Raw genomic sequence first — 14,640 nt, 5'->3', positions numbered from 1 at the left:
GGTGCTCGAACTGTTTCCCTCCGTGCAGCGGTGCGAGTGACCATCCGGGCCCCATGGTCCGGGCGTCGAGAACGCCCGACTGCGCCATTGATACCGGCCAGGTATCATCTGCGTATGGCGATGACACTCCGGCTCCCCGACGACCTGGACGCGCAGCTCACCGAGCGGGCTCGTCGGGAGGGCCGCAGCAAGCAGGAACTTGCCATCGAGGCCATCCGTGACGCCCAGAACCGGGCCGAGCTGAAGGTCGACGACGTCCTGACCGAGCTCATGGACAGCGATGCGGAGATCCTGGACTACCTGAAGTGATCGACGTGCGCTACATCCAGATCGACGAGCTCCTGGCCATCGCCCGCACGGTCAACGGCACCGAGCACGGCGTGCGCGACGTGGGTCTTCTGGTGTCGGCGATCGAACGGCCCCGGACGAACGTGTTCGGGGCCGAGTTGTATCCCACGCTGCACGAGAAGGCGGCGGCGCTACTGCACTCCGTCGCCCGCAATCACGCGCTGATCGACGGCAATGAACGCACCGCTTGGCTTGCCATGCGCGTCTTCCTGCGGTTCAACGGCGTCAGCGCCAGTACTGTCCCGCCGCACTTCTCCGTCGCCGGCCCGTTTGTCGAGGAAGTCGCGCAGGACCACATCGCTGTACCGGCCATTGCCAAGCACCTGTCGGGCTGGTTCCCCCTTTCCTGACGTTCGACGTCGTGAGGGTAGGTACGGGACGGAATGAGGTTCGGGGAGCGGTGATGGCTCCTGGCAGTCCGCCGGGGCCTGGATCGGTCTGAATCGGGCTGCGGGCAGGCGAGTGGCGGCGACGGGTCTCGTGCCGGGTGTAGGGCCCACCGAGCGGCAGCTGCTGCTCCTTGTCCTTGGCCATCGGCTTCGGCGGGGCGTCGGCCGCCGGCGGTGATTGTGGTCTTGCCGACGATGTCCTTTGCGTCGAATTCCTCTCAGCCGGGCGTCGTGGCTGTTGCCGGGGAGGGGAGGCCGGCCACGACCACCCAGGCAGCTCGCGGCGTCGAATGACCACCTGATGCGCCGTGGAATAGCAGGAGTTCTTCGACTGCTCGGCGATGCGGTGGTCGCGGGTAGGCGCAAGGGTCCCTTCGACGATGAGCACGGCGTCCCTGGCGAACCGCTTGCGCGGCTGCCGCGAGTATCGGCCCCAGATGGTCGACGGCCCGGCCGCGGCCGACTTGGCGATCCCGAACGACGGCGTCAGCTGACGCGCCGTCAGGGTCGTGCGCCAGTAGGCCGCGACCAGCAAAAAGCGGTCTCGCGGCGGGGACTCCACGGACGTCCCCGCCGCACATAGGCTGCCTGCTCGCGCCGGGCCACGGTCACCAGTTCCCCGAAGCAGCGCCGATCATTCGGCACCTGACATGACGAGGAGGCCCGACTCTATGGCCCGAACCACCGCAAGGGTCCGGTTCGGACAGTTGAGCTTGGCTAAAATGATGCCGACCGCGCGTTTGACTCCGTGTTCGGATATACCCAGCGATCGAGCAACTTCTCGGTTGCTCAGCCCCTCGGCAATCAAGCGCAGTACCTGGTGCTCACGTGCCGTCAGCGCAATCATCGACGCGCGCTTCGAGGCGGCATCCTCACCGGCTTTGTCGGGTGCCGTCAAAGAGCGTCGTGCCAGGTTCGCCGACACATGAAAGCGTCCAGCCTTCACGTCGACGATCGCTTCGCGCAGAGTCTCGGGGTGGAGGCCTGCCCAGTCCAGAAAACCGTTTGCGTGATCGACCCAGGGCGGTTCAACAACGTCTGCCGAATCCACCAGGATCAGTATAGGAATGTTCTGGAGGCGTAGATTTTCAGCGATCTCGCCAGGTACAGACCCCAAAGCAGCGCTGTCTGAAATGATCAGTTGGCCGTCGCAGAACACCGAGAGAGCGACGAAATCTGCAACGGACTGCGCTGTGAACTGGATGTCGAGGGAACGAAGCATTCCCTCGATGCTGTATCGACGAAAGGAGTCGTCGATTATCAGCGTTATCTCCGTCTGCAACAGGGAGCGTCTGGCCCGCAGGGAGGCTTGGCCGCCATATGCATCAGGCGCCAAGCGGCCTGCCTGGCTGCTTCCGCTGCTGGAGATCGATTGCCACGTCGACCTACTCATGTCAGAGCCCCCCGTTGCCCTCTATCAGTGATCCCGCATTTGCGCACGTTAAAACCTAGTAGGTTCAATCACTGGTAGATTAGGATGGCACAGAGTGACTCGACCTGTCCACCCCGAACTAGTCACAGCGTGACGGACTGTTGGTGGACGAGGAATAGGAAGAGGCGCCTGCTGCCTACGGTAGGGGGAGTCACCCGCAAAAAGTTAAAGTTTCATAAAGGATCGCGAAACTGTTTACCGCGTCCGATGGCCCCGGCTTAATCGTGCATGATGCATGCCAGGTTCATCCCGAATATCCGGTTGGCCGAGCGATGCGCTCTGCCCGCCCTGATGGCCGAGAATGGTGGAATTCGTGGACGTGGCCAACGGCGCGGGGACGGCCGCCGACGAGAAGGCGCTGTCGATCGCGCGGAATGGTGGCTGGGGCGGACAGCATCGACGACCTGGACGTGCTGCGCCAAGGTGGCCTGTGGCCTGTCGCGTCTGCCGGCGGCGTGTGCGCCGTTCCGGCGGCGGATCACCGCGCACGAGCTGTACTTGTTCTTCGCGCCGCTGCGTGAGGAGGCAGCGTGGGCCGCCGAGCTGGTGGCCCACGGCGGCCACCAGCGACGTCACCCTGCTGCGCGAAGCGGTCTGTTTGAACACCGTCGGCATGCACAGCCGCATGCTGCCGGGTACGGCCGAGAGCAGTAAGGCAGCGGGCAGTCCCGTACACGCGGGGCCGATGTCTGTACCGCGCCGGGCGCGCCCGCGGCGACGCCGCGGGCGCCGAGCCGTCAGGCGGGCTGGGCGGTGATGGTGCAAAGGCGCTTGGTGGCCCGGGTCAGGGCCACGTACAGGTCCCTTTCCCCACCGGGACGGGCCGTGGTGATTTCCTCGGGGTTGATGACGACGACCCCGTCGAATTCCAGACCGCGTGCTTCGGATGCCGGCACGATGCGTGCGTGGTGAGCGACGCCTTGGGTCGTCAGCTCGCTCACCCTGGCGTCCGCGCAGATCACTCCCAGAAGCTCGCCCGGGTGCGCGCTGCTCTGGGCGCGGAGTTCCTGAACGACTGCGGCGACCAACCCGTCCACAGGTGTGGTCACGGTGCGCGGGTTCTCTCCGCTGCGCAGTGACCGTGTGGGCTTCTGGTCCGGGGCGATCCGTCTGAGCAGATCCTGGACGCTCTCCAGGATCTCCTGCGTGGTGCGGTAGCTGACGGTCAGGTTGTGCAGATTGAACCGCGGTCCGACGTGGGGGCTCAGTGCTTCCTTCCAGTCGCGTGCCGTCGCGACGGGGCCTGCCTGGGCGAAGTCACCCACCAGCGTCATCGCCCGCGCCGGGCAGCGGCGGACGATCATCCGCCACTGCATGGCGGTCAGTTCCTGCGCCTCGTCGACGACGACGTGCCCGTACGTCCGCTCGGGGGGGCCGTCGACCAGGCTCGCCGCCTCGTCCAGCAACGGCACATCGGCATCGGTCCACGGGTCGTCGGGACCGCGCAGCAGAAGGGACCGCTCCTGCGCGGTCAGACGGGGCAGGTACTCGGCGAGAGCGTCGGCACTCGTCAGGAGCGCCTTCACGAGGTCACCGGGTACCAACCGCGGCCACAACACCTCGATCAGCCGGTCGACGTCGGCGTCGGCAAGGAGATCGGCGCGGATGGCGTCCAAGTCCAACTCGTGGGCCGGACCCGGCTCGGGCGCACCTTCGGCACGGCGCTGGGCGGCTCCCGTGAACCGGTCGAGGTTGATGCCCGTCATCTTTTCGGCATCGGCGTCGATCTGCTCCAGGACGTCGCCCATGTCTCGTTGCATCGCGTCGGCGACGGCATCGACCACGAGCTCTTTGAAGACCTGGCGCGCGGGGTTGTGCCCCAGTGCGGCCGCCAAGGCGGAATCGCGCGCCGTGGCGACTTCCTCGCCGGAGAGGTGAACCAGTTGCTGGCCGACCCGCACGGTGAAGTCACCGGCGGGGGCTTGGTGGATGCGCAGCAGGCCGGCCAAAGCTTCGGCGAGGTCGGAGTGGCCCTTCACGCGTGTCGCGTCGAACGGGCTCACCGTGTCCGTGGACACGCCGCCCAGTTCCCGGCAGGTCGCCAGATCGACGTCGTTCTCTCCAAGCGAGGGAAGAACCTGGGAGATGTAGTCGAGGAACCGGGCGTTCGGGCCCACCACCAGGACGCCCTCTTCCGCGGCGCGTGGGAACGCGTACAGGACGTAGGCTGCCCGATGCAGGGCGACCACCGTCTTGCCGGTGCCGGGCCCGCCCTGCACCACGGTCACCCCGCGATGGGCGGAGCGGACGATCTCGTCCTGCTCGGACTGCAGTGTCGCGACTGCCGTGTGCATCTTGCCCGTACGCCGTGCCGACAGAGCCTCGGTCAACGGGCCGTCTCCCACGACATCCCCGTCGGTCGGGGCGCTGCCGTCCAGCAACTCGTCGCTCACCGAGATGACCGTGCGCTCTTCGAGGCGCAGGTGCCGGCGCCGCCGCAGGCCCATCGGGTGGACCGGTGTCGCCTCGTAGAAAGGCCGCGCCGCGTTCGCGCGCCAGTCCACGAGCAGAGGCAGCTCGTCCTCCTCCCTCTGGAGTCCGATCCGCCCGATGCGCAGGGCCATGCCGTCCGTCCAGTCGATGCGCCCGAAGATCAGCCCCCTTTCGGCGCCCTCCAGTCGGCCGATTTCCTTGGCAAGACGCTCGGCGGCGATTTCCCGCTCGTATGCCTCACCGGCGCTTTCCGTCGGGGCCTTCAGCACACTCACCCGCTGTACTCGCGCCTCGGAAAGCCGCTCGGTCAGCAGCTCGTACAAGGACGACACATAATCCCGCTCCGCTTCGACCTCACGCACAGCAGGATCATTCATTTCCGACAACAGGGGACTCCTTCTTCTTCAACACAGGGGCTGCACGTCCGGGTCGTCCCCAGCCACCGTCCCACCCACGAGCGACAGTGCCTTCACGTCGGCGGCCTCGCGGTACGTTGGCCACGCCGACACGTCTCGCCTTCTCGGCCACCATGGCGGGCAGCCCGCACCGCTCGGCCGGCCGGATCGTCGTAGGGAAATCGGCTTGCGCGATGCCGTCCACGCACAGCCCGTCACGCGGGGGAGGGAGACTCGGAGACACGGGCCTCTTCGTGGTCCAGCTCCGGTGTCGGATCCTTCTTCTTTTTGGCAGCGGACAGGGCGTAGGCCAGTACGGCTGTTGCGAAGAGTGCGATGAACATGATCCAGACGACGCCGACGTGCATGGCGTGGATGAACGCGTGATCGGCGGACTGCGCCAGGGCGGGCCGGTCGGCTGTGGCGGCGGCGTGCCGGGCCTGTTCCGCGGATACCCGTGCGCTGTCTTGGAGTGATGCCGGGACATCGTTCAGTGCGGGTTCGATCGCGCTTCGGTAGGCGATCGACAGGATGGTGCCGCCTACCGCGATGCCGATCACGCTGCCGACCTGTCGTGCCGTGTTGGTGACGGCGGATCCGGCACCGGATTGTTCCAGCGGCAGGCTGCTGATCAGCGCTCCGGTTACGGGGGCCATCACCAGACCGACGGACAGGCCCTGCACCAGCAGCAGGATTTCGATCCAGACGAGCGGGGTGTGCAGCCCGAGGAAGCCGACCGCGCCGAAGCTGAGTGCCGCCGCCGTGAGCGCGGGCAAGGCGACAGGGCGCAGTGACCATCGGCGGACCAGGCGTGCGCCCAGGGGGGCGCCTACGACTGCGCCGAGGGCGGTGGGGACGTTGGCCAGGCCGGCCTTCATCGGGGAGTAGCCCAGTGCGCCTTGCATGTAGAAGGCGTTGTAGAAGGTGATGGCTGCCACGGAGAAGAACAGCAACGCCATGGACACGTTGCCGCCACCGAACATCCGCTGTGCAAGCATCCGGGGGTCGAAGCTCGGTTCCCTGGTCCTCAGTTCGACGAGCACGAACGCGGCCATCAGGACGAGCCCGGCCGCGATCGGTGCCCACACGTCCCAACGGCTCCAGGCGTCCACCTGCCCCGCGCGGATCAGACCGTAGGTCAATGCCGCGAGTCCGCTGATCGACAGCAGAATGCCAGTCGGGTCCAGGGGCCGCACGACGGGACTGCGGAAATTGGGGACCAGCAGGATGACTCCGGCCAATGCCACCACGACGATCGGGACGTTGACAAGGAAGACCGAACCCCACCAGAAATGGCTGAGCAGGAGTCCTGCCAATACCGGGCCCGCTGCCATTCCGACGCCGGTGGAGGTCGAGGAAATGGCGATTGCGGTCGCCCGGGTGGGGCCGGTGAAGGTCCACAACAGGACGGCGAAGTTGGCGGGCATGATCAATGCGGCGCCGACTCCCATCGCGGCCCTGGCGGCAATCAGCTGGCCGGCATCGCCTGCGTATGCGGCCCAGATCGAAGCCCCGGCGAAGATCACCAAGCCGACTGCGAGGACATTCCGGTGGCCGAAGCTGTCGCCCAGCGCGCCGGCGGTGAACATCAAGGTGGCGAAGACCAGGGTGTAGGCACCCGTGGCCCATTGCAGCTCACCGGGGTCGGCCCCCAGTCCAAGGACCGGGTCCGCGAGGGTCTCCAGAGTGATACTGAGAACGGTGTTGTCCAGCCAAATCAGCAGCGAACACACCATGAGAACGGAAAGAATCAACCGCTGCCTGAACTTCGACAGTGTGGGAGGCGTAGCCATGGCCACCTTTGAATATCAGCGGGAGCACAGAACGTGTGGACTATAAGCAAGCTCCACAACGCTGTCAACCTTGGACTTACTCGCCAAAATACTTGCGACCCAGCGCGCTATATGCCTCTCCGGGATTTGCGGACTGAACAATTTTATGCCTCTGACGGTAAAGGCTTCGGTCACCTGGGCCGAAGCCCGCATGGACGCCCGGAGGGCCTGCCCCTCCGCCGGATGAAGGAGCTGGGCCCCGTGAAGAGGTCGCCCTGGCTCTTTTCGATCAGTCGGCCGATGACTTCGGTTCGCCGCCGTCGGCCGCCCGTGTGCTGTCCCTTGCCGAGCAGCGGGAGTCTCCGGCGACCGAGGCAGTACAGGAGGCGGAGGGGGGCGATGACGACGCCGACGGTTCGGAGGAGTTGGAAGAGGAACAACGTCACTTCTCTGTCACGTCCCTGAAGGCCGTCGGCAATGACGAGTTCACCGACCTGTGCCCAGGCCGAGGAAGCCGATACGCGCTCCCGGGAGGATCACCCCGCGCCGTCCCGCAAGGAGAGCCGCGGCGCCATCCGCCAGATGCCGGGCGCACTGCAACGCTTCCTCGCTCAGCGGCATGACCGGGCGGGGCGCGTGCTCCCCTTGCCGTGTGCGCCATACGCGCCCGTGGCCGCGGAGTGGGGCGGGGTGACGCCCTCGGCCTGGTGGCCGCGCGGACACGTTCGGTTCCGCTGCCTCGGCCTTGAAACCACTGTTTCTTCGGGTCGTTGAGTCGAGCGCTCGGGTGGTCCGGCCCCCGGCGTCGGCCGGGGCGTGGGACACCCGAGTCGCGGAAGAGGCCGCGCGGTTCGTGCAGCGCTACGACGTGTTCGGCTTGCCGCTGATCACGCTCGTCGACGTACCGGCATTTCTGCCGGCAGCGAGCAGGAGCACGACGGCATCATGCGTCACGGGGCGCAGCTGCTCTATGCCTGCCGCAATGCTACGGTGCGCCCGAATCCGGGTTATTCTCCGCAAGGCGTACGGCGGGTCCTCTTCGTCATCGACTCGCGTTCCATCGGTGCGGACCTGTCCTTCGCCCCTCCGGCCGATGAGATGGCCGTCATGGAGGGCAAGACGCGGCGAACGTGGTGTTCTGCCAGGAGATCGCGGCCCCGAGGATGTGCGGGCCGGCGGATCAAGGAGTACCAACAGGAGCTGAGGCGTCCTTATCACTGCGTCCTTCTTACGCCGCCGAACGCGGGATCGCGGACATCGTGAACGGCCCCACCGAGACAAAACCCGTAGTGGCCCGAGCACTTGAGGTACCGCCCACGAAGGGCGCCCGGCTGTCCTCGCGTGGGCGGAACAACCCGCCGACGTGATCCGGCAAGACCGCAGAACGCAGGACAGAGACGGCAAGAGCCCGAGACAGAGGGGATGTTCAGGAACCATGACAGGTAACACCAGGCACGGCGGAGCGTGGCTGCGCCGATTCCACCCGGCCCCGGATGCCGGTGTGCGGCTGGTCTGCTTCCCGCACGCGGGAGGCTCGGCGACCTTCTACTTGCCTGTCTCCCGCATGCTGTCACCGTCGATCGAGGTGGTGCCGGTCCAGTACCCGGGCCGGCAGGAACGGCGCGGCGAACCGTGCGTCAGTGACATCGGCGAGCTGGCTGACCGCGTGGTCGAGGAGCTGCTGTCCCTGAACACCAAGCCGCTGGCCCTCTTCGGTCACAGCATGGGCGCCGTGGTGGCGTACGAGGTCGCCAGGCGTCTGGAGAGCAAGGAGATCAAGCCCCTGCGCCTCTTCGTCTCCGGCCGGCGCGCCCCGTCGCGTACGCGGGGCGGACGTGTGCGGCAGCGCGACGACAACGGCCTGATAGACGAGCTCAAGAAGCTGAGCGGGACCGACTCCCAGATCCTGGACGACCCGGACATGCTGCGGATGATCCTCCCGGCGGTCAGGAGCGACTACAAGGCGGTGGAGTCGTACCGCCACACTCCAGGCCCTCGGCTGGACTGTCCCGTCGTCGCCCTCACCGGCGACGACGACCCGCAGGTGACGCTCGACGAGGCGACGGCCTGGAGCGAGCACACGGTCGGCGGCTTCGCACTCAAGGTGTACGAGGGCGGTCACTTCTACCTCAACTCCCATACCGCGGCGGTGCTGGAGGTGATCTCGGCCGGTATCGCGGAGCCGTCGATGACCGGCCCGCCCGCGTCGGACCGGTGACGGATGGCCCCCGCGAACCCGCTCGGCGTGAGCGATGTGCACGTCAGCCGTCCGGGGAACCGCGAGATCGGTGGAGAACCCGCGGCCGACGGGGGACAACATCTGGCTGCTGGTCGCCGGTGATGTCGGGGAGCTGACCGAGGACACCGAGCGGCCGCTGAGCACGCTGCGGGCCACTTCGCCAAGGTCGTCTGGGCGTCGCCGGGCGACGATGAGCTGGGGACGCCCCGCGCGACCCGGTGCGGCTCCGGGGGTGCTGATCGACCACTCTCCGCTGGTGCGCCATCCACTCCCGGATCCCGTAGCACCCTGAGTTCGCGCAACGGTGTGGCACTGTGCGGACGGCCGATTGGCGCCGCCGCATTCCGCGCCCGGTCGGTGGTGCACGGCCACCTGCACACCTCCCGGATGGCGACGGCCTGGCACAGCGGCGTGACCTTCGAGGAGCTGTCCGTCGTGCTCTCCGCACGAGTGGCGGCCCGATACGAGCGAGGGGGCGCTTGTCAGGGCGAGGTGGGCGGACCGGGACAGCCTCGTTCGACCAGACGCATCGGCTTCGCGCGTGCTCCCCCGATCTTCGCGGTCTCGGCCGCAAGGCCGGACCGCGGCCGATCTGCTTGGCCCGCACGGCCCCGGAGCGTCCCCCGCGACCTCCTGGATGTCCTGGTGGGCCCGTGGCAGCACACCCGGCTCCAGGTCCGGCCGCCACTCGGTGCCGCCAGAACCTTCACGACCCGCCGCTTCGCCTCGAACGACGACACCTCTTCCACCGCGCCTGCGGCGTTTCCCGCACTGTCTCTCCCGGATCATCGAAGACCGTCCTCGCGAGAAGCCCGCCGGCCGCCCCCTGTGCGATCGCCAGCCGAGGCAGCCGCTCACGCCCCGGCCTCCATCCGCACCGCCAACTCGGCCACCGGGCCTCCGGGTTCTTCCACAGGCACCCGGGCCACGGCCTCTTCGGCCTCGATCGCCTCGAACGACGACTCCACCGGCACCCGATCGAGGACGCCGACCGCCCTGGGCAGCCGTACGGCTGCCCCGAACGGCTACCCCGACCGGGGCGCCTACCGACGCTCCTACCGACGCCCCTGCCGACGCTCCGTTATACCTACTCGAACGATCTGCCGATCACTTCGGCTGTGTGGCGAAGATTGAATCCGCCAATTGGATGGCGTCGTTATGCCGGCAATATCAAAGGGGATTCCATGAGCCTGCGCGAGCATTGGTGGAGCGCAAGTCAAAGTTATGCGTCGGAGACCCTCTCCCTGCTCGCAGCCGAGCCGGGTCGAGATGTCGTCTATTGGCGTGGCGAAGCCTTCTCCGCAGGCGACTTGATTCAGTACGTGACTGAGACGTTCCTTGCGCTGCGCGATCGTGGAGTGGGCAAGGGGGATGTAGTGGCGATTCTGGTCGCCCCCAACAGTCCCGAGATGCTCACCGTGCGGTATGCGGCACATCTGCTCGGCGGCGCCGTGTGCTATTTGCGCACCACCAACCCTGGTACCAGGGACACGGTCCTTCCCGTGGATCACCAAATCCAAATGCTGCACGACACCGGAGCCGTCACCGTCTATGCCGATACCGAAGGGGCGGAGCGCGCGACAGAGCTCGCCGAGCGGAGTGGCATCCCGGTAACGCGGCGTCAGCAGGGGGGCCGCGATGAGGCCGGCCGGGCCGATGGCGCCGCCACCCCGGACGCCGTGCCCTGGGACCCGGATGCGCTGGCCGCCCTCAACTTCACGAGTGGCAGCACAGGACGACCGAAGGGCATCCGGTTGTCCGGCCGCGCGTGGGAAGCCACCGTGCGTGCGTGGATGGACCTTGGTCGTCGACACGACTGCGTCTCGACGCTGCTGTCGACCCCGCTGAGCCATGCCGTTGCCCCGTTGGCAGACGCGGTCTTCGCCCTGGGTGGAACGATCCATCTCCATGAGAGCTTCGATGCCAAGAACATCGTGGACACGCTCTCCACGGAGAAGGAAATCTCATGGACCTTCATGGCGACAAACCACGTGTTCCAACTCGTCGACCATTTGCTTGAGCGGGGAATCTGCGACCGTGACGCGGTGGCAGCCGCGGGCTTGTCTTCGCTGAAACTGATCCCCTATGGCGGTAGCCCGGCAGCACCCGCCAGAATTGCACAGGCTTTTCAGCTTCTCGGCCCTGTTGTGACGCAGGGGTATGCCACGAGCGAGTGCGGTCACATCGCGTACCTCACACCTCAGGACCACGGCGACCCCGATCTCGCCGGCACCGTCGGGCAGCCCCTTCCCCAGGTGGAGGTCACAGTCTGCAACTCGGATACGGGTGCGCAGCTGGCGACGGGGGAAGTCGGTGAGGTCCACGTCCGCTCACCTCAGATGATGGACGGCTACAACGGCGACCCGGAATTGACTGCACGGGTTCTTCGGGACGGCATGTATTCCACCGGAGATATCGGATATCTCGACGAGCGAGGCTATTTGACTCTCTTGGGTCGGGTGGCCGATGTGATCAAGGTCGGTGGCGTCAAGGTTCATCCCATAGTTCTCGAGGCGGAAATTCTTGCCCACGCAGGCGTCCGGCACGCCGCTGTCTACGGCGTGCGAGACGAGGATGGCAGTGAGCACATCCACGCCGCCATCGAATGTGATCCGGGCGCGGTGGTCGAAGTGGCCGACATCCGCGCGGGAATCGCTGAGTCGCTGTCCCCGATTCACGTACCCGAGAAGATTCACGTACTGGACAGGCTACCGCTGAATCGCAACGACAAGCCCGACAAGGTGCTCCTGCGATCGCAGTATGTCTAGCGTAGGCCCGCTGGTCCGCACATCCACACACCCGCTACGTCGAGAAGGCAAATGAATGCACGCTCACCTGGCATCGTATCTGGACGGGAATATCGCTGGCGATCTTGCTCAAAGCAAGCGCGAGTTCCTGGAGATCGGCCGTCGTTCCGGTAACTACCCCATGGCGACTGCGCGGCGCGATGGGGTGGATTCCGAAGTAAGCGTCTGGTGCAGTAACGACTATCTGGGGATGGGTCAGAATCGCCAGACCATCGCGGCCATGCAGGCCGCGATCGACACCCATGGCGTGGGCTCCGGAGGCTCCCGGAACATCGGTGGAACCAACCACCATCACGTTTCTCTCGAAAATGAGCTGGCGGATCTGCACGGTAAGGAAGCCGCGCTCCTCTTCACCTCGGGCTACACGGCCAACGAAGGCTCTCTCACCGTGCTGGCGGGGACGCCCAAGGACACCGTCGTGTTTTCCGACGCGAAGAACCACGCCTCGATCATCGATGGTCTACGGCACAGCGGTGCGCAGAAGCGCATCTTCCGCCACAACGACGTCGCCCACCTGGAGGAATTGCTCGCGGCCGCTCCCGCCGACTGCCCGAAGCTGATCGTCGCGGAATCCGTCTACTCCATGTCGGGCGACATCGCACCGCTTGCCGAGATTGCCGATGTCGCGGACAAGTACGGTGCTACGACCTTCATCGACGAGGTCCACGCGGTCGGTATGTACGGCCCGCAAGGCGCCGGCATCGCCGCGCGGGAAGGCATCGCCGACCGGTTCACGGTCGTGATGGGTACCTTGGCGAAGGGCTTCGGAACGGTCGGCGGCTACATTGCGGGCCCGGCGGCCCTCGTGGACGCGGTGCGGACCTATTCGCGCTCGTTCGTCTTCACCACCTCGCTGCCGCCCGCGGTGGCGGCCGCTTCGCTGGCGTCGGTTCAGTACCTGCGGTCCTCCGACGTCGAGCGAAAGCTTCTCTCGGAGAACGCGGGGCTCTTGCACCGCCTGCTGATCGAGGCCGACATCCCGTTCCTCTCGACGGAGTCCCATATCGTTTCGGCCTTCGTCGGTGACGACGACACCTGTAAGCGGGCGTCCCAGTTGCTGTTCGAGCGGCACGGTATCTACGTCCAGTCCATCAACGCCCCCAGCGTGCCCGCGGGTGAGGAGATCCTGCGGATCGCTCCGTCTGCCGTGCACGAACAGAGCGATGTCGAGAACTTCGCCCGCGCTCTTCAGGGGCTGTGGGAGGAATTGCACATACCGACTGCGAGTGCCCGGGACTGGCCCATCACCGCGAAAGACGGACTGTCGCCGCGATGACCACGTCAGTTGCCGCGGTGCTGGCCGGCACAGCGGCGCAGCGACCCGACCACTCTGCCCTGATCTACGAGTCCGAGCACTTCACGTACGGGTGGCTGTGGGAACAGGCGCGTCGCTGCGCCTCTGTGCTGCGAGCCAACGGGGTACGGCCAGGAGACCGGGTCGCGGTGCTCTTGGCCGACACCCCGCAGTTTCCCGTTACCTACTTCGGCGTGCTGACGGCCGGCGCCGTCGCGATCCCGCTGAACGTCATGTCGACCGCGTCGGAGATCGAGCACGTACTGACCGATGCGGACGCCTCTTTTCTGGTCTGTGGCGCCTCACTGTTCGCTCGGGCGCGCGAGGCGGCAGAGCCGGTCGGCGCGGCACTCCTCACGGTTGGCCCGGGCCCTGCGGGCACTGTCGACCTGGAGGACGCGGCACAGGACGCGGCGCCGATCGAGATTTCCGCAGCGCGGGGAGCCGACGATGTCGCGGTCGTGTTCTACACGTCCGGTACGACGGGTGAGCCGAAAGGGGTGATGCTCACCCACCGGAATATTCTGTACAACGTCGAGAGGATGGTCACGACTCCGTACGCGTTCCGGAGCGACGACGTCCTGCTCGGGTGTCTGCCGCTGGCGCACGGCTTCGGTCAGATCTGCGGCATGCTGACTGGATTCCGCGCCGGTATTTCCCTCGTCATGATGCCGAGGTTCTCCGGACGGGAGGCCCTCGCACTGATGGCGAAGCACCGATGCACGGTGTTCATGGGCGTGCCGACCATGTATGTCAAGTTGCTCGACGCGGCGGCCCAAGGAGAGCAGGTCCCACAGCTCGACCGCGTGTACAGCGGCGGATCGGCGCTTCCGGTCAAAACCCTCAACGATGTCCGCAGCACGTTCGGATGTCCGGTGTACGAGGGATACGGGATGACCGAGACCTCCTGCAGCGTTGCGTATCACTATCCCGGCCTGTCGTTTCGCCCCGGAACGGTCGGTGTTCCGATCACTGGCATCACTGTCGGTATAGCTCGGCCGGATGGCGACAGGATCGATCTCCTGCCCGCCGGTGAGGTGGGCGAGATCGTGGTGCGCGGTCCGAACGTCATGGCCGGATACCTCGGCCGCCCGGATATCACTGACGAGGTGTTGATCGACGGCTGGTTCCTTACCGGCGATCTCGGCCGGCTGGATGACGACGGTTACCTTTCGGTCGTGGGCCGTAAGAAGGACTTGATCCTTCGTGGTGGCTACAACGTCTACCCGCTCGAAATCGAGGAGATCCTCGTCGGGCATCCGGCCGTGGCGCAGGTGGCGGTGATCGGTGTTCCGCACCCTGAGCTCGGTGAGGAGGTCTGGGCCGTTGTCGTGCCTGCCCAGCCGGAGGCGCTGACCGCTGGAGCGGATCAGGAGATCTACGAATGGGGCAAGCAGCGTCTCGCCGCATATAAATACCCGCGGCGGGTCGAGTTCATCGAATCACTCCCGGTGGGAGCCAGCGGGAAAGTTCTCAAGCAGGCGCTCGCCTCGAAATACGGTCCGACCGCCGGTTCGTAGCTGCCTGTGCG

The 14,640-nt window shown here is 66.3% G+C and carries 9 protein-coding genes and 2 pseudogenes; 7 read left to right on the top strand and 4 right to left on the bottom strand.

Annotated features, from left to right (window positions below):
• The first annotated feature begins 114 nt into the window (after positions 1–114).
• Together DTL70_RS01445 and DTL70_RS01440 are read left to right on the top strand one after the other, a co-directional pair.
• Positions 115–309 (top strand): ribbon-helix-helix protein, CopG family, encoded by a 195-nt coding sequence (locus tag DTL70_RS01445; RefSeq protein WP_114019976.1) that lies wholly within the window; start codon positions 115–117, stop codon positions 307–309.
• A complete protein-coding gene (locus DTL70_RS01440) occupies positions 306–698 on the top strand; it encodes a type II toxin-antitoxin system death-on-curing family toxin (protein ID WP_114019975.1) in 393 nt (130 codons plus the stop codon). Before DTL70_RS01445 ends, DTL70_RS01440 begins: the two co-directional genes overlap by 4 nt.
• A gap of 194 nt (positions 699–892) precedes the next feature.
• Here the strand turns inward: DTL70_RS01440 and DTL70_RS01435 are convergent.
• From DTL70_RS01435 to DTL70_RS01420, 4 genes and pseudogenes are all read right to left on the bottom strand, one after another.
• A pseudogene (locus DTL70_RS01435) lies at positions 893–1,382 on the bottom strand (transposase family protein); the annotation flags it as partial.
• Positions 1,372–1,959: a helix-turn-helix transcriptional regulator gene (locus DTL70_RS01430; RefSeq protein ID WP_181860729.1), complete on the bottom strand. Its 588-nt coding sequence runs from the start codon at positions 1,957–1,959 to the stop codon at positions 1,372–1,374. The gene DTL70_RS01430 and the pseudogene DTL70_RS01435, both read right to left, overlap by 11 nt.
• A 947-nt stretch (positions 1,960–2,906) precedes the next feature.
• The gene (locus DTL70_RS01425) at positions 2,907–4,934 is read right to left on the bottom strand and encodes a HelD family protein (protein ID WP_245978908.1); all 2,028 of its coding nucleotides are present in this window, start codon (positions 4,932–4,934) and stop codon (positions 2,907–2,909) included.
• Between the two features lie 278 nt (positions 4,935–5,212).
• A complete protein-coding gene (locus DTL70_RS01420; protein ID WP_114019973.1) occupies positions 5,213–6,790 on the bottom strand; it encodes an MFS transporter in 1,578 nt (525 codons plus the stop codon).
• Between the two features lie 766 nt (positions 6,791–7,556).
• Between DTL70_RS01420 and DTL70_RS35035 the strand changes: the two are divergent.
• The 5 genes and pseudogenes from DTL70_RS35035 (at position 7,557) to DTL70_RS01385 (ending at position 14,629) form a co-directional block, all read left to right on the top strand.
• Positions 7,557–8,032, top strand: a pseudogene (locus DTL70_RS35035) (carboxyl transferase domain-containing protein).
• A gap of 172 nt (positions 8,033–8,204) precedes the next feature.
• The gene (locus tag DTL70_RS01400; RefSeq protein WP_114019970.1) at positions 8,205–8,987 is read left to right on the top strand and encodes a thioesterase II family protein; all 783 of its coding nucleotides are present in this window, start codon (positions 8,205–8,207) and stop codon (positions 8,985–8,987) included.
• Between the two features lie 1,205 nt (positions 8,988–10,192).
• Positions 10,193–11,776 (top strand): class I adenylate-forming enzyme family protein, encoded by a 1,584-nt coding sequence (locus DTL70_RS01395; protein ID WP_114019969.1) that lies wholly within the window; start codon positions 10,193–10,195, stop codon positions 11,774–11,776.
• Positions 11,777–11,831: 55 nt separating this feature from the next.
• Complete coding sequence (gene hemA / locus DTL70_RS01390; protein ID WP_114019968.1) at positions 11,832–13,091, top strand: 5-aminolevulinate synthase; 1,260 nt, start codon at positions 11,832–11,834, stop codon at positions 13,089–13,091.
• Complete coding sequence (locus DTL70_RS01385; protein ID WP_114019967.1) at positions 13,088–14,629, top strand: long-chain-fatty-acid--CoA ligase; 1,542 nt, start codon at positions 13,088–13,090, stop codon at positions 14,627–14,629. Before hemA ends, DTL70_RS01385 begins: the two co-directional genes overlap by 4 nt.
• Positions 14,630–14,640 lie beyond the last annotated feature (11 nt).

It is taken from the genome of Streptomyces diacarni (assembly GCF_003323715.1).
GTDB lineage: Bacteria > Actinomycetota > Actinomycetes > Streptomycetales > Streptomycetaceae > Streptomyces > Streptomyces diacarni.
Note: the sequence above shows the minus strand (reverse complement) of the source record. Positions and strands in the feature narration are given on the sequence as shown.